Origin of the sequence: Aquibacillus rhizosphaerae, from assembly GCF_030282825.1 — a bacterium.
GTDB classification, from domain to species: Bacteria; Bacillota; Bacilli; order Bacillales; family Amphibacillaceae; genus Aquibacillus_C; species Aquibacillus_C rhizosphaerae.
This window is the reverse complement of the sequence record NZ_JASTZU010000037.1, coordinates 1-20422: the sequence shown is the minus strand read 5'-3', so window position 1 is coordinate 20422 and position 20422 is coordinate 1. Positions and strand designations below refer to the sequence as shown.

The 20422-nt window shown below is 35.5% G+C and carries 19 protein-coding genes, 1 pseudogene and 1 riboswitch; of the genes and pseudogenes, 14 read left to right on the top strand and 6 right to left on the bottom strand.

What is annotated here, in order from left to right:
• The first annotated feature begins 1 nt into the window (after position 1).
• Complete coding sequence (ribH, locus tag QQS35_RS11520) at positions 2-469, top strand: 6,7-dimethyl-8-ribityllumazine synthase (protein ID WP_285932280.1); 468 nt, start codon at positions 2-4, stop codon at positions 467-469.
• 62 nt (positions 470-531) lie between these two features.
• Here ribH and QQS35_RS11515 read toward each other — a convergent pair whose 3' ends face one another.
• Positions 532-1110, bottom strand: a complete 579-nt coding sequence (locus tag QQS35_RS11515; RefSeq protein WP_285932279.1) for a hypothetical protein — start codon at positions 1108-1110, stop codon at positions 532-534.
• A gap of 329 nt (positions 1111-1439) precedes the next feature.
• Here QQS35_RS11515 and QQS35_RS11510 point away from each other — a divergent pair, with 329 nt between their 5' ends.
• A complete protein-coding gene (locus QQS35_RS11510) occupies positions 1440-1970 on the top strand; it encodes a GNAT family N-acetyltransferase (RefSeq protein WP_285932278.1) in 531 nt (176 codons plus the stop codon).
• Positions 1971-2089: 119 nt separating this feature from the next.
• Here QQS35_RS11510 and trhO read toward each other — a convergent pair whose 3' ends face one another.
• Positions 2090-3061: an oxygen-dependent tRNA uridine(34) hydroxylase TrhO gene (gene trhO, locus QQS35_RS11505; RefSeq protein ID WP_285932277.1), complete on the bottom strand. Its 972-nt coding sequence runs from the start codon at positions 3059-3061 to the stop codon at positions 2090-2092.
• A gap of 302 nt (positions 3062-3363) precedes the next feature.
• On the opposite strand from trhO, the gene QQS35_RS11500 reads away from it, so the two are divergent.
• A complete protein-coding gene (locus tag QQS35_RS11500; RefSeq protein ID WP_285932276.1) occupies positions 3364-3561 on the top strand; it encodes a cold shock domain-containing protein in 198 nt (65 codons plus the stop codon).
• Positions 3562-3634: 73 nt separating this feature from the next.
• Positions 3635-3952 carry a hypothetical protein gene (locus QQS35_RS11495; RefSeq protein ID WP_285932275.1) on the top strand — a complete coding sequence of 106 codons (318 nt, stop codon included), beginning with the start codon at positions 3635-3637 and terminating at the stop codon, positions 3950-3952.
• Here the strand turns inward: QQS35_RS11495 and QQS35_RS11490 are convergent.
• The gene (locus tag QQS35_RS11490) at positions 3949-5169 is read right to left on the bottom strand and encodes an MFS transporter (protein ID WP_285932274.1); all 1221 of its coding nucleotides are present in this window, start codon (positions 5167-5169) and stop codon (positions 3949-3951) included. The two genes, QQS35_RS11495 and QQS35_RS11490, sit on opposite strands and share 4 nt — an antisense overlap.
• Positions 5170-5289: 120 nt before the next feature.
• Here QQS35_RS11490 and QQS35_RS11485 point away from each other — a divergent pair, with 120 nt between their 5' ends.
• Positions 5290-6141: a LysR family transcriptional regulator gene (locus QQS35_RS11485; RefSeq protein ID WP_285932273.1), complete on the top strand. Its 852-nt coding sequence runs from the start codon at positions 5290-5292 to the stop codon at positions 6139-6141.
• A gap of 321 nt (positions 6142-6462) precedes the next feature.
• Here QQS35_RS11485 and QQS35_RS11480 read toward each other — a convergent pair whose 3' ends face one another.
• On the bottom strand, positions 6463-7341 hold the full coding sequence (locus tag QQS35_RS11480) for an NAD(P)-dependent oxidoreductase (protein WP_407933961.1): 879 nt from the start codon (positions 7339-7341) through the stop codon (positions 6463-6465).
• 299 nt (positions 7342-7640) lie between these two features.
• Positions 7641-7833: riboswitch (cobalamin riboswitch) on the top strand.
• Between the two features lie 243 nt (positions 7834-8076).
• Here QQS35_RS11480 and QQS35_RS11475 point away from each other — a divergent pair.
• Both QQS35_RS11475 and QQS35_RS11470 read left to right on the top strand, forming a co-directional pair.
• Positions 8077-10329, top strand: a complete 2253-nt coding sequence (locus QQS35_RS11475; RefSeq protein WP_285932270.1) for a ribonucleoside-diphosphate reductase subunit alpha — start codon at positions 8077-8079, stop codon at positions 10327-10329.
• Positions 10330-10349: 20 nt separating this feature from the next.
• Positions 10350-11393, top strand: a complete 1044-nt coding sequence (locus QQS35_RS11470; protein ID WP_285932269.1) for a ribonucleotide-diphosphate reductase subunit beta — start codon at positions 10350-10352, stop codon at positions 11391-11393.
• A gap of 23 nt (positions 11394-11416) precedes the next feature.
• On the opposite strand, the pseudogene QQS35_RS11465 reads toward QQS35_RS11470, so the two are convergent.
• Positions 11417-11935, bottom strand: a pseudogene (locus QQS35_RS11465) (Type 1 glutamine amidotransferase-like domain-containing protein); the annotation flags it as partial.
• Between the two features lie 255 nt (positions 11936-12190).
• Here QQS35_RS11465 and QQS35_RS11460 point away from each other — a divergent pair.
• The 3 genes from QQS35_RS11460 to QQS35_RS11450 all read left to right on the top strand — a co-directional run bounded on the left by QQS35_RS11460 (position 12191) and on the right by QQS35_RS11450 (position 13804).
• Positions 12191-12637 (top strand): GNAT family N-acetyltransferase, encoded by a 447-nt coding sequence (locus QQS35_RS11460; RefSeq protein ID WP_285932268.1) that lies wholly within the window; start codon positions 12191-12193, stop codon positions 12635-12637.
• A 109-nt stretch (positions 12638-12746) separates the two neighbouring features.
• Positions 12747-13448 (top strand): TraR/DksA C4-type zinc finger protein, encoded by a 702-nt coding sequence (locus tag QQS35_RS11455; protein WP_285932267.1) that lies wholly within the window; start codon positions 12747-12749, stop codon positions 13446-13448.
• Positions 13449-13597: 149 nt separating this feature from the next.
• Complete coding sequence (locus QQS35_RS11450) at positions 13598-13804, top strand: zinc ribbon domain-containing protein (RefSeq protein ID WP_285932266.1); 207 nt, start codon at positions 13598-13600, stop codon at positions 13802-13804.
• Positions 13805-13987: 183 nt separating this feature from the next.
• On the opposite strand, the gene QQS35_RS11445 is transcribed toward QQS35_RS11450, so the two are convergent.
• Positions 13988-15406, bottom strand: coding sequence for a S1C family serine protease (locus QQS35_RS11445; protein WP_285932265.1), 1419 nt, complete (start codon positions 15404-15406; stop codon positions 13988-13990).
• Between the two features lie 166 nt (positions 15407-15572).
• Between QQS35_RS11445 and QQS35_RS11440 the strand changes: the two genes are divergently transcribed.
• From QQS35_RS11440 to QQS35_RS11425, 4 genes are all read left to right on the top strand, one after another.
• Entirely contained in the window at positions 15573-16268 is a 696-nt protein-coding gene (locus QQS35_RS11440) for a response regulator transcription factor (protein ID WP_285932264.1), read from the top strand.
• Entirely contained in the window at positions 16265-17602 is a 1338-nt protein-coding gene (locus QQS35_RS11435) for a sensor histidine kinase (RefSeq protein ID WP_285932263.1), read from the top strand. The genes QQS35_RS11440 and QQS35_RS11435 overlap by 4 nt, the downstream gene beginning before the upstream one ends.
• 90 nt (positions 17603-17692) lie before the next feature.
• A complete protein-coding gene (gene typA, locus QQS35_RS11430) occupies positions 17693-19519 on the top strand; it encodes a translational GTPase TypA (protein WP_285932261.1) in 1827 nt (608 codons plus the stop codon).
• A 189-nt stretch (positions 19520-19708) separates the two neighbouring features.
• On the top strand, positions 19709-20422 hold a 714-nt coding region (locus tag QQS35_RS11425; protein WP_285930212.1), incomplete at its 3' end, for a transposase.

Here is a 20422-nt window from a genome sequence, read left to right as displayed (position 1 = left end):
CATGTCTAACATATTTGAGGGAAATTTAGTTGGTACAGATTTAAAAGTAGGTATTGTTGTAGCAAGATTTAATGAGTTTATTACGAGTAAATTATTAGGTGGAGCAGAAGATACGTTAAGAAGACATGGTGTAAAAGAGGAAGATATTTCAGTTGCATGGGTTCCTGGTGCATTTGAAATACCTTTAGTGGCTAAAAAAATGGCTGCTTCAGGAAAATATGATGCAGTTATTACATTGGGTACGGTGATTCGCGGATCAACGCCACATTTCGATTATGTATGCAGCGAAGTATCTAAAGGTGTTGCAAATGTAGCAATGCAGGAAAATATGCCCGTTATATTCGGAGTGCTTACAACAGAATCAATTGAACAAGCAATAGAACGTGCTGGCACAAAAGCAGGTAACAAAGGCGCAGAAGCTGCTGTTTCTGCTGTGGAAATGGCTAATTTAATGCGTGAGATAGGATAAATCATATTAGAGAAAAATAATAAGTAGAAAAAGCATACCATATTATATTTGGTATGCTTTTTCTACTTATTATTTAGCTGGGCTTTAAAGTGAATGGTTCTAGAACGGAATGTCATCGACCATAGACCATCAATGAGTAAGGCAAAGAGCCAAACGGTTTTTAAATTAGTAAGATGATAATTGGAGAAAGGCAAAAGTATAACCTGGAAAAATACAAATAAAAGCAGATGGATATAAAATTTCTTTCTTAGCATTGTTGAATAGTAGTTAATAAAGTCACTTGTATGTGTAGAACGAATTATGGTAGATCCTCGATAAGGAGTTTGGTTTTTCCACTTTTCAGTAATCTTTTGTATGTAATGATCTAAATGGAGCATATCTTTTGGGCCCCGTAAAATGGCGTATCCATAAATAAAAAGAACAATGAAGTGAAAAAGAGAAGCATGTCCAGTATAAATATAGTCAAGTGCTGCAAGTGGTATATTTAGAAATTGATTGACGATTGATAAGCCAAGGAAAAATAGCTGTATTCTTGAATTATACCAATATCTGAGAATTAGGAATATTATAAAGGACAACCAAAAAAGTATTTCAGAGATGACAAGAATGAGCCATTTGTGTTCAAGTATAAAATCAATCATCATGATTCACCTTTCAATTAAACACGACTATATAAGTTAAGTATATTTTAATAAATGAGAAAGTATTACAAATATTGGTTATTTTAAAAGTTTCTCTTCTTTTTGTTATACTAAATTTTAAAGTGGTTTTTTTCTTAAACGTTGTTGCTTATTTAATCGTCGCATTCGATAGAGCATCCCGACGTAACTTTTACAAATTGTGCTGTGATTCAGTACTACGGAATTAACATGACAGTTACTTAGGGTTTTATAGACTTTTTAAAGATTAGAGCACAATCTTTAAGAACATAGCAAAATTAATATTTTGATTTGTAAGGGGGTACACCATAATGTTTGTAGAAGAGAAAAATAAACTAGAGGAAGATATAGTTGCGATATCATGCCTATATCGTGAGGCTTTTGGGGATGATGAATACACCGAGAAGGATTTAAATATAATACAAAAGAGAATTGAGAAACATAGTAAATATCAAGGTTTCAAGTTAGTAAAGTGTGTCAACGATGTCAACGATGTGATTGGGTTTGCTTATGGTTACACCTCTTCTGTAGGGCAGTTTTATCGTTCATTGCTAGAATTACATCTTAATGAAGAAGAAAAGAACAAATGGTTAAGTGATTGCTTTGAGGTAGTTGAACTTGCTGTTAGCCCGACGTATAGACGAAAAGGAATTGGAACTGAAGTACATGATAACTTGTTAACAGGACTTTCACATGAAACTGCTATACTCACTACCCAGATTGATAATTATAAAGCTAGGTCATTATATATGAAGATGGGTTGGAGAACGATTAAAGAAGCTTTAGATTTGATGGTTCGTGCCCCAACAATGACACTTTACGGTAAACATTTGCACAATTAAGAAAAGCGCCTTAATTTATCCCAGACTTGGGTAGGTGCTGAAGCTAGACATCTATGAATTTTTGTATTTTATTAGCTCTAAATAAAAGACAACCTATAGTAGGTCGTCTTTTATTAGTTTTATGCGTTTGTTTCATTCTCTAGTTCAATACGTTTAAGTCTAGTTTCAATTTCTTCTTCAGATAAGTTATGTTCCTCCACATACATATTTCTCGGAGAAACTCGACAATCGTGAGAGCATCCACGCATATATTTATGCTCATTTTCTTCGGAACAAAGCATCTGTCTATTGCATTCGGGATTTGCACAGTTAACATAACGTTCACATGGCTGCCCATCAAAATAATCTTTTCCTACAATCACATGTTCTTTGCGATTAACAGGTACTGCAATACGCTCGTCAAATACATAAAGCTGTCCATCCCAAAGTTGTCCTTGCACTTCTTCATCTTTTCCATAAGTGACGATTCCACCATGTAACTGGCCAACATCTTCAAAGCCTTCTTTTACAAGCCAACCGGAGAATTTTTCACAACGAATACCACCAGTACAATAAGTTAGGATTCTCTTTCCTTCAATCTTTTCTTTATTTTCTTTAACCCATTTGGGTAAATCGCGAAAGGTTTCTATATCTGGGCGAATAGCTCCTCTGAAATGACCAAGATCATATTCATAATCATTTCTTGCATCTAGTACAACCGTATCTTCATCTTGCATTGCTTCATAAAACTCTTGCGGACTTAGATATTGTCCAGTTGTTTCTTTTGGATTTACATCATCTTCTAGACGTAGTGTAACAAGTTCAGGACGTGGACGGACGTGCATTTTTTTGAAGGCATGACCATCTGCTTCATCAATTTTAAAAACCATATCTGCAAACATTGGATCGTTATGCATAGCTTCCATATACTTGTTTGTTTGCTCTACTGTACCCGATACAGTACCGTTCATCCCTTCATGTGCAACTAAGATACGTCCCTTTAACTCAAGTTCATTACAGAACTGTAAATGTTCTGCGGCAAAAGTTTCTGGATCTTCAATGTGGACATAGTTGTAATAAAGTAATACTTGGTATTTTTCTGTTGTTTTCATTTGGATTACCACCTATCAATTCATATTTGCAAGATATAAATGTGTTTAGGTTGGATATATTCTTTAACATTGTCTCTTGCAAGCATTTATTTTACCAAAAAAGTGATATAAAAATCAATGTCGAAATTTTGGGATGAAAATGGTTTCATAACTACTTGCTTTTCATTTTGAAACATAGTAAGGTTAAATAACAATAGGAAATTGAAAGTGAATATTTCTTTACGGTCTCTTTAACAATAAGTGGTGTAAAGGTAATATTAAGATTCAATTACTTTGTACTTTATTGTAAGGAGGTCATTTATATGACAGGAAAAGTAAAATGGTTTAATGCAGACAAAGGTTTTGGTTTTATCGAGCGTGAAGATGGAGACGATGTATTCGTACACTTCTCAGCTATTCAAACTGAAGGATTCAAAACACTTGACGAAGGTCAAGAAGTTGAATTTGAAATTGTTGAAGGAAACCGTGGACCACAAGCGTCTAACGTTAATCGTCTGTAATCATTAATTAATACAAACGAACAAAGGGTGTATCTCCTAGGAGGTACACCCTTTTTAATACGGGGGTTAGAAAATGGATGGTAAAGAAGTAGAAAAAAGAGTAATTGAACAATATAAACAGGATGAAAATATGATGATTCTTGTATTTGCACAATGGTGTGTCAATCATGATTTAGATCCCGAGGCGCTTTACCTTGAAGCGTATCCTAAACAACAAGGTAATCTCGCTTTACAAAAGACATTAGAGCTGACCGTTACGAAAGAAGAGTCAGAAGAAATTCCTCATCATTCTGTTTTAGGCGTGTTACAGTTATTTGGGAATGATGATTTAGCTTTTATCGTTTCGCAACAAATAGATAGAATGCAACAAAAAGGAGATTCCCTTGATTAGGAGATCTCCTTTTCTATTTGAGTGAATTGTAGTTTAAAAGAAGACTTTAGTGAGAGAACAATAGCAAATAAGACTGGAATGAGTAAAAGTAAATATACATACTGAACGCCATAATGGGATGCAAACCAACCTATTATTGGTCCGCTAATAACCACAGAACCTTGGTTGCACAGCATACGATAGCTGGCCATTCTACCGTGATAAGTTTTTTTCGTAACAATTTGTTGAGCAGATTGTAATAAAATGCGTATCCAAGTTGTTCCTAACCCAATTAAAAGAACCCCTAAAAAAGCAAAAGTAGAAAAAGGAGCAAGTCCAACAAATAGTAGACCAAAACAAACGATGCACAAAGCATTAGTTGATAATCGATCATGGTTTATTTTCCACCACCATGTTCCGAATAATCCAGCTATGATGCCACCTATGGAAAGAGTTGCATCCAAAAGACCGTAAGTAAGCGAGGTCTTATGAAGAAAATCAATCGTATAAATAGATAGAAACCCCATACTAGTATGAAAAACTAATTGGCCAACAAACATAATTCCAAACAAATTAAATAGAAACGGGTTTGATTTTAAATAAAGAAACCCGTCCGCTAATTCAAATAGTACAGAGTGTTTTGTGGAAGGGGTTATAGGTTGTTTGGATGAAATCATTCCTAGTAATAATGAACCTAGAAAATAACTACAAACAACGATAAACATAGGAGTGATTGCTGTTGTAACTCCAATAATAAGACCACCCATGGTTGCCCCGATAAGACTCCCAGATATTCCAGCTGCACTTGAATTAGAGAATATTCTTGGCAACAGTTTTGTTGGGAAGGTTTCAGCTGTCAAAGCTTGTATAGAGGGTCGGAATAAGGACCCCATCAATTGCAAAATAGCATGTGCAATGAGAATAATTACTGGGTGAATAACATTCGTTAGAATAGTAACAAGTAAAACCGTCATTGTAATGGTGCTAGTGAGTAATGCGATAACTGATAGATATTTACGATTTAACCTGTCTACTATAACCCCGATGAATAAGTTAAGTATCATTCCTGGGATAAAACCAGTACCTATTAAAATACCTGTGTATAATGGATCATTAGTCATTTGGTATAACATCCATGAGATAACAATGAAATACATTGCTCTACCAAATTCTCCAAGAAAAAGGCAACCAATAATAGGGTAATAGCTTTTTCCCAATAGATAGACACGATTTTTCATCTTCAACACTCCAGTTCCTATTATGTTCTTCATAATGTTATTATAAATAATAAAAGTTAATAAGAATAATAGAGTTATTTTATGGAATAACATAAGCAAAACTTATATCGGGGTGTATGAATGAGAATCGATGATTACCAACTTCTACTAGCAATAAGAATGGGCAAAACAATTAGGAAAGCGGCTGAGCAGCTATTTATATCACAACCGGCCGTCAGTCAGCGGCTTAAAAGTATTGAGGAGCAGTGGGATAAACAGTTGTTCATAAGGACTCATAAACAACTAATTATTACACCAGTAGGTGAAAAGGTCCTTGCATTCGCCGAGGAAATGGTAAAAAAGGAAGCGGAGTTACAAGATGAAATCACATCGATTTCAGACAAAGTAATCGGAAAACTATCTCTCGGTGTGTCGTCGATGATTGGGCAATATGTTTTACCTAAGGTGTTACAAGCATACATGGAAAGATATCCCGAGGTGACTATTAAGCTTGAGACGGGATTGAGTAATCATATAGTGAAAGCTGATTATCATGTATCTATTGTTCGTGGACGGAGGGTTATGGATAAGCAATGTGTACCGCTTTTTGCAGACCAATTATTACTTATAGATAAAAAGATGGAAGGGAATAAACTGCAAAGGCCATTAATAGAATTTCAAAGTGATCAAGAGTTTCATTCGATGGTGAACGATTGGTTTATCAAACAAGGAGATAGCAAACCACCACAAATTATAAAAGTTGATCAAATTGAAACGTGTAAGCAATTGATGTTACATGGGATTGGAATGGCTGTTTTACCTGAAAGTGCGATTGCAGATGTTGATAAAGATAATTATCATATAACACCCTTATATGTTGAGAATCAGCCAATGGTACGTCACACGTGGCTATGTTATTCGGAGGTTGCTAAACAGTTACCTCAAGTTAAGGCATTTATCGAGTTGGTCGAAAAATACTTAAAAGAATCATAACTCCTCTCACTTGAAAAGAAAACCATACTGAGCGAAGGCAAAATGCGAGACTCCTCGAAAATAAAGAGCCATTTTCTTCGTGTGGGGTAAATTCATGGATGTCATTTCAAAGTCCTATGGGAAAGGAACAGTCTGAAGGCCCCACAGGGAGTGGTTTATGCTCCCGAGGAGACTGAAGCGTTCCCCATGGAAAGCGAGTATTTTTCCGTAGCGCCAATTTACCACTGTACTAGGAAAGTATAGTAGAAAAGTTAAGAATATTTAGTGCATACTTTATATTTTATCTGGCATTAACAACAAACTTTTAGAAAACAACCCTATTTAGTTTGAAAATAACTTTATTAATGCTTGTGTCCCACTGTCTTCCTCGCCACTCTCTGCTAACTGTTTATATAAGGATAAGGAGAGCTCTAATCCAGGAGTACTTAAGCCAATTTCTTTTGCTGAATCAAGTGCGATCGTCATATCTTTTATAAAATGTTTTACGTAAAAACCTGGGTCATAGTCACCTGAAATCATCCGCGGGGCCAGATTAGTAAGAGACCAACTGCCTGCAGCGCCTGTAGTAATGGTGTCTAATACTCGTTCTGGGTTCAATCCGGCTTTTTGTGCATACATAATGGCTTCACACACGCCTATCATCGTGGAGGCGATAGTTATTTGATTACACATTTTTGTATGTTGACCAGCCCCAGCATCACCTTGGAGGACAATGTTTTCCCCCATCACCTTAAAAATGGGAAGTATAACATCAAATGCTTTTTGATTTCCGCCAACCATAATGGCAAGTTTACCATTTTTTGCTCCAATATCTCCCCCAGAAACGGGAGCATCTAACGTATTAATATTTTGCTCTTTTGCTATACGAGATATTTTCTCCGCAAGTTTTGGACTTGATGTTGTCATATCAATGGCAATCGTTCCGGATTTAGCATTTTTTATAATACCATTGTCACCTAAATATACCTCTTCAACATCGTTTGGATAGCCAACAATAGTAATGATTACATCAGAGCCAACAGTCAAATCTGCAACGGAGTCTTTCCAAACAGCCCCATGTTCAAGAAGTAGATTGGCTTTTGATTTTGTGCGTGTATAAATGTTGACCTTATAACCTGCTAATAATAAATTGCTAGCCATACTTTTACCCATTACCCCAGTACCAATAAATCCGATCGTTGGTTTTACTGCATTTTTCAATATTATCATCCTCTCGTTACTTTTATTATAATAGTTAGTATAAGCAGCTTGCTAACATACTGCATATTTTGTTGCTTAAATATTTTTTGAAAAAACTATTATTTCTAAAACTATACTCGCTAAAATGTGTTTGTTTTTTATCTTACTATTTACTAGAGGTAGCTACTTTTTTGATACTAAAATAGTTCATAACAAACTATTAGTTTATTTGTCTATAGGAAAAAATATGCATTGCAAGATAAAATTTTTTATGGTAAATTCTATATATTGTTAATATAAATTAATTTAATACTACATCTTGTTATTTTTCAAGTTTAGGTGACATTAGTCTTAAAAGGGAATCCGGTGAGAATTTGGAACTGTCCCCGCAACTGTAATTGTGTACGAACGAGAAATTCCACTGAATTATCTATCTTCGTGGTGATAATTTGGGAAGGAACTCTAGTAGGTTGAAACATAAGTCAGTAGACCTGCCTGTACTTGTCGGTGTTTCTTTTCTTCGGGGGTTGGGACTAAGAAACGATAGAGTAAACAGGTAACCTGTTACTTTGTGGTAATCCTTTTTACTGCGAAAAGTAATAGTAAATAGTAATCTGCTATTATTTTTCTGTAGTGGATATTATGTTACTGATTTTCTGTCGTTTTTTGTCCGCTCATGTCATGCATGAGCGGTTTTTTTGTCAAAAAAGCTGAAAAGAATGCCGCTTTTAACACGAAATAGGGAGGAAGTTAAAAATGATAGAAACACAAACAAAGACAGAGGAATGGAAATTACATGTTAAAAAGATGTTGTCAGAAAATATAAGTGGATTAGATGTTCAGCCATTGCTGGATTATGGTGATAAATTAATCGAACAAAAACCTTGGATAGACGAGAAAGAGTGGGTTCATCAATTAATTCTAGAAGCCTTAGCATTTATGGATGAGAATAATCCAAATTGGACGTATGTTGCTTCAGCTTTATATTTAGAAATACTTTACTTTGAGGCATCAACAAGTAGAGGTTTTCATTTTAAAGATAAATATGGATCATTTGGCAATCTAGTTCAGTCACTTACTGATATTGGTATATACGATAAATCACTAATGGAGTCCTATAGTCAATCTGAAATAACGGAATTAGGAAACATAATTGATCCGAAAAAAGACACATTATTTACATACATAGGACTTCGGACATTAGCAGACAGATATATTGCAAAAGACTATAAGAAGCGTGTCTTCGAATTACCTCAAGAGCGTTTTATGATTATTGCAATGACATTGCTACGAGATGAAGTGAAGACAAATCGATTAAGCCTAGTGAAAGAAGCATATTGGGCATTAAGTAATCTTTATATGACAGTTGCTACACCGACACTTTCTAATGCTGGTAAAAGTTATGGGCAATTATCTAGCTGCTTCATTGACACAATCGATGACAGCCTTCAAGGTATTTTTGATAGTAATACAGACATCGCCAATCTCTCTAAAAATGGCGGCGGAATTGGTGTTTACTTAGGGAAAATTAGAAGCCGAGGAAGTGCAATAAAAGGATTTAAAGGGGCTTCCTCTGGTGTTCTTCCATGGATGAAGCAACTGAATAATACAGCAGTTAGTGTTGACCAACTTGGACAACGAAAAGGTGCTATTTGCGTTTACTTAGACATATGGCATCAAGATATTTCTTCATTTTTAGATGCTAAATTAAATAATGGTGATGAACGTTATCGCACACACGATTTGTTTACAGGTATTTGTTTACCAGATTTATTTATGGAACAAGTAGATGCGAGGGGGAATTGGTATTTATTTGATCCTCATGAAGTTAGAACTGTTATGGGATATTCTCTAGAGGATTATTTTGATGAACGTAAGGGGCAAGGAATGTTCCGTGAAAAATACTGGGAATGTGTAAATCACCCTGATTTAACTAAAAAAGAGATTCCAGCTATTGATATCATGAAGCGGATTCTGAAAAGTCAATTAGAAACTGGTGGTCCGTTCATGTTTTATCGTGATGAAGTAAATCGTCAAAACCCTAATAGCCATTTAGGGATGATTTACTCAAGTAACTTATGTACTGAAATTACGCAGAACCAAAGTGCAACGTATGTTACAGAGCAAATGACTGTCGATGGAAAAATAGTTATTAACAAACAACCTGGTGATTTTGTTGTGTGTAACCTTTCCTCCATTCATCTTGGTAGAGCAGTAACTGAAGGTGTTCTTGAGCGCTTAATTCCTATTCAAGTTAGGATGCTAGATAATGTAATTGATTTAAATACAATTCCTGTTTTACAAGCTCAATTGACAAACCAAAAGTACCGTGCAATCGGATTAGGTACGTTTGGATGGCATCACCTACTTGCCTTGAAAAAAATCAAGTGGGAAAGCGAAGAAGCTGTACAGTATGCCGATGAATTATATGAAAAAATAGCATTTTTAACAATTGAATCGAGCATGAAGTTGGCAGAAGAAAAAGGTGCTTGTAAAGCATTTTCTGGATCAGATTGGGAAACAGGTAGATACTTTGAAAACAAAGGCTATACATCAAATGAAAGTTCAACGTTGCCGTGGACTGAGTTGAGTCAAGATGTGAAAACGAATGGAATTAGAAATAGTTATTTAATGGCTGTTGCACCTAATTCATCAACATCATTAATTGCTGGAAGTACTGCAAGTATTGATCCAATCTTCCAAAAGTTTTATTCCGAAGAGAAAAAGGACTATAAAATCCCTGTTACTGCACCTAATTTAAATGCAGAAACAACTTGGTACTATAAATCTGCCTATTTCATTGATCAACACTGGAGTATTAGACAAAATGCTGCACGTCAAAAGCATATAGATCAAGGTATTTCATTTAACATGTACGTTCCTAATACTGTCCAAGCAAAGGAGTTATTAAACCTACACATAGATGCTTGGAAATCAGGTTTGAAAACAACGTACTATTTACGATCAACTTCTTCAGATTTGATTGAATGTGAATCATGTTCCAGCTAAAGGAAGGGAGATAACAAGAAATGTCTACGGAGATAAATAAACGTGTATTAATGGATAAAACTGCTCCTAATAAATCAACAAGTATTATCAATGGGCGAAGTTCAAATATTTTAAATTGGGATGATGTACGTTTTGCGTGGGCCTATCCTAAATATAAAAAAATGCTATCTAATTTTTGGACGCCCTTTGAGATTAACATGTCCCAGGATATGCATCAATTTCCTGATTTATCCGAAGATGAAGAAGATGCCTTTTTAAAAATTATAGGTCTACTTGCTCTTTTGGATAGTATCCAAACAGATTATGCAGGTAAAGTGGCAGATTATCTTACTGATTCAAGTGTTAATGCTTTGATGATTATTCTGGCACAGCAAGAAGTTATTCATAATCATTCCTATTCTTATATCCTATCTACACTTGTTTCGAAGCAAAAACAAGATGAAGTATTTGACTTCTGGAGAACAGAACCGATCTTGCAGAAACGAAATGATTTTGTTACGGATGGTTACAGTGAGTTTGCTGAGAATCCAACAGTTGATAGTATGTTAAAGTCAATTGTATATGACGTTATCCTTGAAGGCTTATTCTTTTATTCGGGTTTTGCGTTTTTCTATCACTTGGCTCGCAATCAAAAAATGGTTGGTACATCCACAATGATTAATTACATTAATCGAGATGAACAAATCCATGTTGATTTGTTTGTAAGAATATATAAAGAAGTTCTAAGTGAATATCCTGAATACAATAACAAAGAATTAGAAGTATTTGTATACGAGACGTTTAAAAAAGCGGTTGAGTTAGAAATAGACTGGGCACGTTACATCATTGGTAATAAAATTGATGGAATACTCCTGGAAGACGTGGAAGATTATATTATGTTTACAGCGAATACCCGTTGTAAACAACTAGGATATGAAAAACTATATCCTGAAATAACAAAAAATCCATTACGCTGGATAACTGCATATGAGGAAATAGATTTAGGCAAATCTGATTTCTTTGAACAAAAATCTCGCCAATATACAAAAGTGAATTATACAGACAATGGTTTTGATGACCTTTAAAAAAATGAGCTCCTAAGATTGACTTAGGAGCTTATTTTGTGTACTTTATCTGAACCTACACAAATAAATAACGGTATATTGTTTTTAATTACCAAACAGGCATTGTCATCAATGCCATAACCTAATTTAATGTTGGTTTCTTTTAAACCAACCTGTAAGTTTTTTGCATCATTCCATTTGGAGTAATGGACACTAAGAAGTAAGTCATTAACTAATCCTAGGCCATCTAAAATCACTGCTTCTTCGCTATCGGTATCCATAGGTGATAAAAGAACTGTCTGGGGGATAATCAGCGCACCAGCAGAGTTTCCAGCTATCGGTATTCCAGATTTATATTGCTCTTTTATCAGGCTTTTAAAGGGTTCATTTGTATAAATAGCATGGTATGTTTGTGAATGACCACCACCAATAAATATACCTGTTGCAGAGTTAATCGCTCTTTTTGCAAACTTAAAATCAATACTGCCATCTTTTTCTGGGATTATAATAGTTATATTATCTTCTTGGAGTCCTGACTCTATCCAATGAGAGGTATAACGATGTACGTATTCTTCCCACCCATCACGCGATAAACAATTAAAAGTACGATGTTAGCCTTCACACCACCGGAATTTTCTAAAAAAGATAAAGATGCTTCTTTTTAAGAAGGATTTCCTCCAAACAAAAACACGTACTGGTCCCTTTGCATCAACGAACACTCCTCCTAAACAGCTAAGCATAAATATTTTCAAGATCAATTAAATTCTTTATTATAATAGTAATTTTATAATAGCAAAACATACTAAAGGAGACCAACTATGCAGTGGCAACTGAAAACATTTAAGGAATTAACAACAGAAGAATTATATAAAATTTTAAAGGCTAGAGTTGATGTATTTGTAGTAGAACAAAATTGTCCTTATCCAGAAATTGATAACTTTGACCAAGCATCATCTCATTTATTTCTAGAGGAAGACAACCAGATTATTGCTTATGCTCGCTTAATACCAGAAAAGGTCATGTACGACCAAGCGTCGATCGGACGCGTTTTAGTTGATAAAAACCAACGAGGGCAAGGGTATGCTCAGTTGTTAATGGAAAAATCTTTACAAATTATTGTTCAGCAATGGGGAGTAAGAGAAATTAAACTTCATGGACAGGAATATTTACGCCATTTTTATGGGTCTTTTGGTTTCAAAGAAATAACAGAGGTGTACTTAGAAGATAACATTCCACATGTTGATATGGTATTACATACGAGTTAGAAAACATCTGTATTTCCTCTACTTCCAAAAACTAATTCGGTTGTGTTTGGAAATACGGATATACTAATAATGCCCCATTTAGACACACTTTGTCAGGAGGCGATTAATAGTGATAAATAGTCAACAATTAAACCATTGCAAACAAGAGCTGTTGGAGTGGAAACAAGAGGTAAGTGAGATGTTAGAAGACCATTTTGGTTTAAATCACGAGTTGATAAAAGAATCGATGGGTGAATTATCAAATTATGATAATCATCCGGGGGATCATGGTACGGAACTTTATGAACGTGAAAAGGATGTTGCTTTAAACGAACATGCAGAAGAAGAGCTTAAAGATATTAATACGGCACTAGCAGCAATTGAAAAGGGAACGTATGCTACGTGTGAAGTATGTGGGGAAGAAATATCTTTTGAAAGGCTGGAGGCTATACCAACAACATTGCGTTGTAAACAACATGCTGCTGATCAAGAGGTACCCGTAAACCGTCCAGTTGAAGAAGATGTCATCCATCCAAGTATAAATGAGATGGAATCCTCTGTAGATGAGGAAGAATCAACTATTTTTGATGCTGAGGATTCATGGCAACGTGTAGAAAAATTTGGTTCTTCTGATGGTCCGTCGGATTTTTATGATACCGAAAAAGACTATCAAGACATGTTTTTTAATTCAGACGAGTTAGTGGGAAGTGCAGAGGAAATTGAAGGCTTCTTATTAACGGATATGGATGGTAATTATATTGGTGTAAACGGAAACCATGAAGATTATGAAGCATATTTAGATGAAAATGATGTTCGTTCGATTTTAGAGTAACAAAGGATGAGTTCGATTTAATAATTATTATTAGGGGTGGCTAGACTTTTACCAAAGTTTAGTCACCCTTACATAATTTTTTAAAATGAATGAAACCAAAGTTTTATCGTTATCGTAAAAAATAATATAAATTAAAGGGGGCAGGTAACATGTCTGGAAAAGAAGGATGTATTAAGTGTGGAAGTACAAATGCAGCACAAAAAGAAGTAGCGATGACTGGAACGGGCCTATCAAAAATGTTTGATATTCAAAATAATCAATTTATCGTAGTGTATTGTAAAGATTGTGGTTACTCTGAGTTCTACAATAAACAAAGCTCTACAGGTAGTAATATAATGGATTTATTTTTCGGATAACACTACCGACCACTCATCTTATAAAGACAGTAGGACCGACCATAAAGTCATGAATGATTAGGGTCTATTTCAAGTTATTAAAACAACAAAAACAATTAAAAAACAACCACCACCTTGAAGTCAAAGTGGTGGTTTTATCTATATCAAATTCTCAAACGCAAAAGGGGGGAGGCCATTTGAGAATTAATTAGTTTGTTGACTAGACTCCTCTTGATTACTTAGATTTAAAGAAGTTGTTTGTTCTTGACCATCGCGATAATAAGTAATGGTTATTTCTTCTCCAATTTCAGTTTCATTGTACAAGTATTGTTTTAAGTCAATCATAGAAGTGATTTCTTTATCATTAATTTTTGTTATAACATCATATTGTTCAAGTCCAGCTGTATCGGCAGGAGTACCAGCTCCTGTATCTGCAACGACAATCCCTTCCGTTACATTTTGATCAAGGTTTAATGTACGTTGTTTATGAACATCTGGAACGGTATTTAAAGCGACTGCACTTATGCCAATAAACGGTCTTGCTACATTTCCACTTGTTTCAAGCTGGTCAATTATTGGTTTAGCTGAATCAATTGGGATGGCAAATCCGATCCCTTCGACCGCTTCTTGGGCAATTTTCATCGAGTTAATACCAATTAATTCACCTTGACTATTAATTAAAGCACCACCACTATTACCTGGATTAATTGCTGCATCTGTTTGAATTACTTCTGTTGTCCAATCTGCTTGACCGTCAGAATTTAAATCCATCTCAACCGATCTTTCAAGTCCGCTAATTATTCCTTTTGTTACAGACCCGGCGAATTCAGTACCTAGTGGATTTCCAATTGCAATTGCAGTTTCGCCAACACCAAGGTTTGCTGATGACCCAAGTGTAGCAACTTGAGTAACCTTGCTATCATCTATTTTTAATACTGCTAAATCTGTTAACTCATCTACTCCTAATACTTCTGCTTCAACTTGATCACCGTTTGTTAAAATTACCTCAACCGAATTTCCTCCTTCTACTACGTGGTTATTAGTAACAACATAAGCACTGCCGTTTTCTTGTTTATAGATGACGCCAGATCCAGTTCCTCCGGCTTCTGATTGTGACCATAAATCAGTTTGTTGAATATTAGATACTCCGACAACAGCATCAGATACTCTAGAAAGTGCTTCACTCAATGAGCCGTCATCATTCGTTGCGGACGTTGGGATTACGTCGTTAGAAGTATCATTTTCTATTATTGAACTCGGAGTTTCGGTCGTTTCAGTCACCTCATTAGTACTATCAGGTTGTTGTAATACGCCAGTACCTAATAAGACTGCACCAGTAACGGCTACTACAAGACCTCCTGACAATCCGCTAACAAACATAGACCATTTACCTTTAGGTTTGGACCTTTTAACGCTCTCAGTTTGAGAATTGTTAACTGTAGTTGTAATAAGCTCTGAATTTTCTTCAGAATTGTTTGTTTCATCTAATTCTGGTTGTCGTCTATAAAATTCTTGTGAAGTGTTGTTTTCTTGATGATTTCTATTTTGTTCTTCCTGAAATGTCTCATCAATACTACTTTGATAAAGTTCTTTATTGTAATTGCGATCATCATGATTTGTCATATGATATCACGCCTTTCTTTTTTATTATGTTTCGTGTACATTTTTATTGTAAGCAACAGGTTTGGCAACTCTTCGGTATAATTGTGGAAAAAGTATGGAATAGCACAGAAGAAGTTCCATTTTTATAAAAGTATGCGAAAATAGTGCTAAGAATGGAGGCGGACGAATGAAAAATAAAATTTTTGTAGTGGAAGATGATCCGAATATTCGCGATATAGTCGTTGCTTATTTAAAAAAAGAAGGTTATGAAGTGCAAATGGCGGATAACGCAGAAGATGCGTGGGAAATGACAAACAAAGAACAACCAGATATGTGGGTACTGGACATTATGCTTCCGGGAATGGACGGTTATGAACTATGTAAAAAAATCAGGCAAATCAGTGAAGTGCCAATAATTATTATTTCTGCCAAAGACGATGAAGTTGATAAAATTCTTGGCTTAGAGCTAGGAAGTGATGATTATTTAACGAAACCTTTTAGCCCTAGAGAATTAGTAGCAAGAGTAAAAAGGATATTTAAAAGAGTGGATGTATCATCAAATAGTGTAACGGACACAAGTCATGAAGTTAAATTAGGTGATTTAACAATTAATACGGATGATCGAAGAGTATTTTGGGAAGGTAAAGAAGTAGAGGTAACTGCGAAAGAGTTTGACATGCTCAATATTTTAATTCGAAATCAAAACAGGGCTTTTGCAAGGGACGAACTCTTAGAACTTATCTGGGGAGAAGACTATTTTGGAAGTGATCGTGCTGTCGATGATTTAATCAAACGCTTAAGGAAGAAGCTTGATGGATTGCCAGTAGAAACTGTATGGGGTTATGGATATCGGATGCGCAGCCATTTAGAGGAAAATCAATGAAACTACAATATCAATTAACTTTAGCGTTCACTACGTTATTAGCCATTATCATGTCTGTTGTCGCAATAACCATTTACTCTTTAATCTTGAATTTATTAATCCAAGATGAACAAAGGCAATTAGAAGATAATGGACAGCTTATTGTTAGATTTTTGGTATCTCAGGATTTGAATAACTCTTCTAATATGCAACAATTATTACAATACCTTGAGGAGTATGATTTGCAAGTGTTCGCCTATGATAGTGATTCAAATGATATTATTTTTTCTTCTATTACTAATATTCGTAGGATTGAGAATTGGATTGGAACTTATGATTTGAGTGAAGAAGACCAGCCGCTATGGAAAGCTGGAAATGAACGTTATGTTGTATCTATCATTCCTATCTATCCTCAACTTTCAGATGAGGAGTTAGTCTTATTAACACCTTTAGATGATCTCCAAGAAGTTCAACAAACATTTTTTAAAACGCTATTATTAGTTTTTATAATTGGTATTGGTATTGCAGTTATCCTAAGCTATTTTTTAACTAAACGATTAGTTACACCACTAACTAAGTTAAAGTATCAACTAAAAAAGATAGAAAAACGTCAATTTGATGAAGTGGAAGAAATACAAGCAAGTGGTGAAATAAAAGAAGTAGAACAAAGTGTATTAGATATGGCTTATGAGCTTAGGCGCTATATTCAATCACAAAGACAATTCTTTCAAAACGCTAGTCATGAATTAAAGACACCGCTGATGACAATTCAGGGTTATGCAGAGGGAATTAGAGATGGTGTTTTTGTGAAAAAGGAATCAGAACGTGGATTAGATGTAATGGTTGCAGAAATAAATCGTCTAAAAAAAATAATAAATGAAATGATTTTATTAGCTAAACTTGATAGTGAAGAAAATATTTACCGAGAAGAATTAATAAAAGTTGAAGAATTAATTAAACTAACAACAGAGAGAGCGTTACCTTTAGCGAATGACCAACAGGTAAAGATTCAACACAATACTCCAAGTGGGATATCCTTGTACGTAGATAATGAAAAAATGCTTCAAGCAATGATGAATATTGTTACCAATGCGATACGACACGCTTCATCTCAGGTAGAAATTACAGCGACAAGGTCAGAGGAATCGATAACGATTTCTATTGCGGATGATGGAAAGGGAATATCTGAGGATCTAATGCCTCAACTTTTTCACCGGTTTGTAAAAGGTGAAGGAGGGGAAACGGGTCTAGGACTGGCAATTTCACGAGCAATTGTTGAACGATCAGGAGGAAGTATCTCGGTTGGTAAATCAAACCTTGGAGGTGCGTTATTCACGATAAACTTTCGAGTCTGAGAATAACTATACTTATCTATATACAATGTGATATAATAGATAAGTTGTAATTTGACGGTACTCGTTACTAAAGAGGAGAGAATGTAGATTATGCAATTAAGAGAAGACATTCGTAATATTGCTATTATTGCTCACGTAGACCATGGTAAAACAACGCTAGTTGACCAATTACTTCGTTATTCAGGAACTTTTCGTGAAAATGAACAGGTAGACGACAGAGCGATGGACTCAAACGATCTTGAGAAAGAACGTGGAATCACTATTCTAGCCAAAAACACAGCCATTAACTATAAAGACACTCACATAAATATTATGGATACACCAGGACACGCTGACTTTGGTGGAGAAGTAGAACGTATCATGAAAATGGTAGACGGTGTACTTCTTGTTGTTGACGCTTATGAAGGGTGTATGCCGCAAACGCGTTTCGTATTGAAAAAAGCATTAGAACAAAAGTTAAACCCAGTAGTTGTACTTAACAAAATCGATCGTCCAAGTGCTCGTCCTAGCTACGTCATAGACGAAGTACTAGATTTATTTATCGAGCTTGGTGCTGACGATGATCAGTTGGAATTCCCAGTAGTGTATGCTTCTGCATTGAACGGAACATCAGGTAATGAGCCGGATGAACAAGAAGAGTCGATGGAAGCAGTTTTTGAAACGATTATAGAAAACATTCCAGCACCTGTTGATAATACGGAAGAACCCCTACAATTCCAAATAACTTTACTTGATTATAATGAGTATCTTGGTCGTGTTGGGATTGGAAGAATATTCCGAGGTGCAATCAAAGTTGGTCAACAGGTAGCATTAATGAAAAAGGATGGTTCTGTAAAGAACTTCCGTATTTCCAAGTTATTTGGTTTTATTGGTTTAAAACGAATTGAAATTCAAGAAGCTAAAGCTGGTGACATCATTGCTTTAGCAGGTTTGGAAGATATCAACGTAGGAGAAACTGTATGTCCTACTGACCATCAAGAGGCACTACCAATTCTTAGAATTGATGAGCCTACACTTCAAATGACTTTTGTTGTTAACAATAGTCCATTTGCAGGTAAAGAAGGTAAGTATATTACTTCAAGAAGAATCGAAGAACGTTTATTAACACAGTTAGAAACTGATGTGAGTTTACGTGTAGATCCAACTAGTTCACCTGATGCATGGACTGTATCTGGTAGAGGGGAATTGCATCTTTCTATCTTAGTAGAGAACATGAGACGTGAGGGATATGAAATACAGTTATCTAAACCACAGGTAATCATCAAGGAAATTGATGGTGTACGTTGTGAACCAGTTGAGCGTGTACAAGTCGATGTACCTGATGAGCATACTGGTGCTGTAATGGAATCTCTTGGAGCGCGTAAAGGTGAAATGATTGATATGGTCAACCAAGGGAATGGACAAGTTCGTATGGAATTTAAAGTCCCATCTCGTGGATTAATTGGTTATTCTACTGAGTTTATGACTCAGACTAGAGGATTTGGTATAATCAACCATACGTTTGATAAGTATGAGCCACTTGTTAAAGGTCAAGTAGGTGGAAGACAACGTGGTGTGCTTGTTGCTTTAGAAAATGGAAAAGCATCAACTTACGGTATTATGGGTCTTGAAGATCGCGGTACAATCTTTGTTGAACCAGGTACAGAAGTTTACGCAGGAATGATTGTAGGAGAGCATAACCGTGAGAACGACTTAACTGTTAACATTACGAAAGAAAAGCATCTTACAAACGTTCGTTCAGCGAACAAGGACCAAACATCGACGATTAGAAAAACACGTACACTAACATTAGAAGAAGCAATAGAGTATTTAAATGATGATGAGTATTGCGAAGTTACACCAGAGTCAATTAGACTTCGTAAAAAGATTCTTAATAAGAACGAACGTGAAAAAGCATCTAAAAAGAAATCTGTATAAATTCCAAAACCAGTGAAAATATTCACTGGTTTTTTCTTGCTCTAAATAGGTTATATTGGGCTCTATACTGAATGTGGTGGTGTCCTCAGTCCTATCAAGGGACAAAACAAAAACAAAAAAATACACTCATTCCCCTCTCTTTTGTTAACCTAAAGTTGTTGAGACAAAAGGAAAAAGGAGAGGGAAAGAGTGCAAAATCATTTTATCATAGAAATGTTAGGGATTAAAGACAAGCATGTTGATGTATGGGATTTCAGTGATCAATCCGACTATTTGTTGGTGGAATTGCGGACAAAAGTCAAAAAACAGAAGTGTCCGTTTTGTAGTACGAAAACGAAACGTGTTCATGGTTATCGCAACCAGAAAATCCAGGGATCAATTATGTCTAATAGATCCTTGAAAATTTCCTTATGCAAAAGACGATACCTCTGTGTGAATTGTAACCATACCTTTTACGAAAAACTACAGATGGTGGATCGCTATCAGCGGTGTACAAATGTGGTGCAGACGACTGCGTTAACTTATACGGCTGTTGGTTCTTTTACTACTGCAGCTCAGTTAACAGGGATGACGACAAATCGATTATTGCGCTTATTTAATCGACATAAAATCGAAACTACAAAAGTTCTTCCGCGAGCTATATCTATTGACGAATTCAAGGGTGATGCAGGTGGGGAAAAGTTTCAAACCGTCATCGCAGATGTAGAGAATAAAGAAATTGTGGATGTGTTATCCGATAGAAAAGTAGACACAATACAGTCCTATTTACAGTCCTGTGATACCAGTAAGACGGAGATTGTGGTGATGGATTTGTCAAAGTCTTTCAAGCAAGCTGTACGTAAGGCATTGGGTAATCCATTAATTATTGCTGACCGGTTTCACTTCATGCGCCAAGTGTATTGG

Bases quoted from the DNA above. Each gene is read 5' to 3' on its own strand.
- QQS35_RS11490 (WP_285932274.1), bottom strand. From the start codon at position 5,169: ATGAAAAATCGTGTCTATCTATTGGGAAAAAGCTATTACCCTATTATT.
- ribH (WP_285932280.1), top strand. From the start codon at position 2: ATGTCTAACATATTTGAGGGAAATTTAGTTGGTACAGATTTAAAAGTA.
- QQS35_RS11450 (WP_285932266.1), top strand. From the start codon at position 13,598: ATGTCTGGAAAAGAAGGATGTATTAAGTGTGGAAGTACAAATGCAGCA.
- QQS35_RS11460 (WP_285932268.1), top strand. From the start codon at position 12,191: ATGCAGTGGCAACTGAAAACATTTAAGGAATTAACAACAGAAGAATTA.
- QQS35_RS11500 (WP_285932276.1), top strand. From the start codon at position 3,364: ATGACAGGAAAAGTAAAATGGTTTAATGCAGACAAAGGTTTTGGTTTT.
- QQS35_RS11435 (WP_285932263.1), top strand. From the start codon at position 16,265: ATGAAACTACAATATCAATTAACTTTAGCGTTCACTACGTTATTAGCC.
- QQS35_RS11515 (WP_285932279.1), bottom strand. From the start codon at position 1,110: ATGATTGATTTTATACTTGAACACAAATGGCTCATTCTTGTCATCTCT.
- QQS35_RS11495 (WP_285932275.1), top strand. From the start codon at position 3,635: ATGGATGGTAAAGAAGTAGAAAAAAGAGTAATTGAACAATATAAACAG.
- typA (WP_285932261.1), top strand. From the start codon at position 17,693: ATGCAATTAAGAGAAGACATTCGTAATATTGCTATTATTGCTCACGTA.
- QQS35_RS11440 (WP_285932264.1), top strand. From the start codon at position 15,573: ATGAAAAATAAAATTTTTGTAGTGGAAGATGATCCGAATATTCGCGAT.
- QQS35_RS11470 (WP_285932269.1), top strand. From the start codon at position 10,350: ATGTCTACGGAGATAAATAAACGTGTATTAATGGATAAAACTGCTCCT.
- trhO (WP_285932277.1), bottom strand. From the start codon at position 3,061: ATGAAAACAACAGAAAAATACCAAGTATTACTTTATTACAACTATGTC.
- QQS35_RS11485 (WP_285932273.1), top strand. From the start codon at position 5,290: ATGAGAATCGATGATTACCAACTTCTACTAGCAATAAGAATGGGCAAA.
- QQS35_RS11445 (WP_285932265.1), bottom strand. From the start codon at position 15,406: ATGACAAATCATGATGATCGCAATTACAATAAAGAACTTTATCAAAGT.
- QQS35_RS11510 (WP_285932278.1), top strand. From the start codon at position 1,440: ATGTTTGTAGAAGAGAAAAATAAACTAGAGGAAGATATAGTTGCGATA.
- QQS35_RS11475 (WP_285932270.1), top strand. From the start codon at position 8,077: ATGATAGAAACACAAACAAAGACAGAGGAATGGAAATTACATGTTAAA.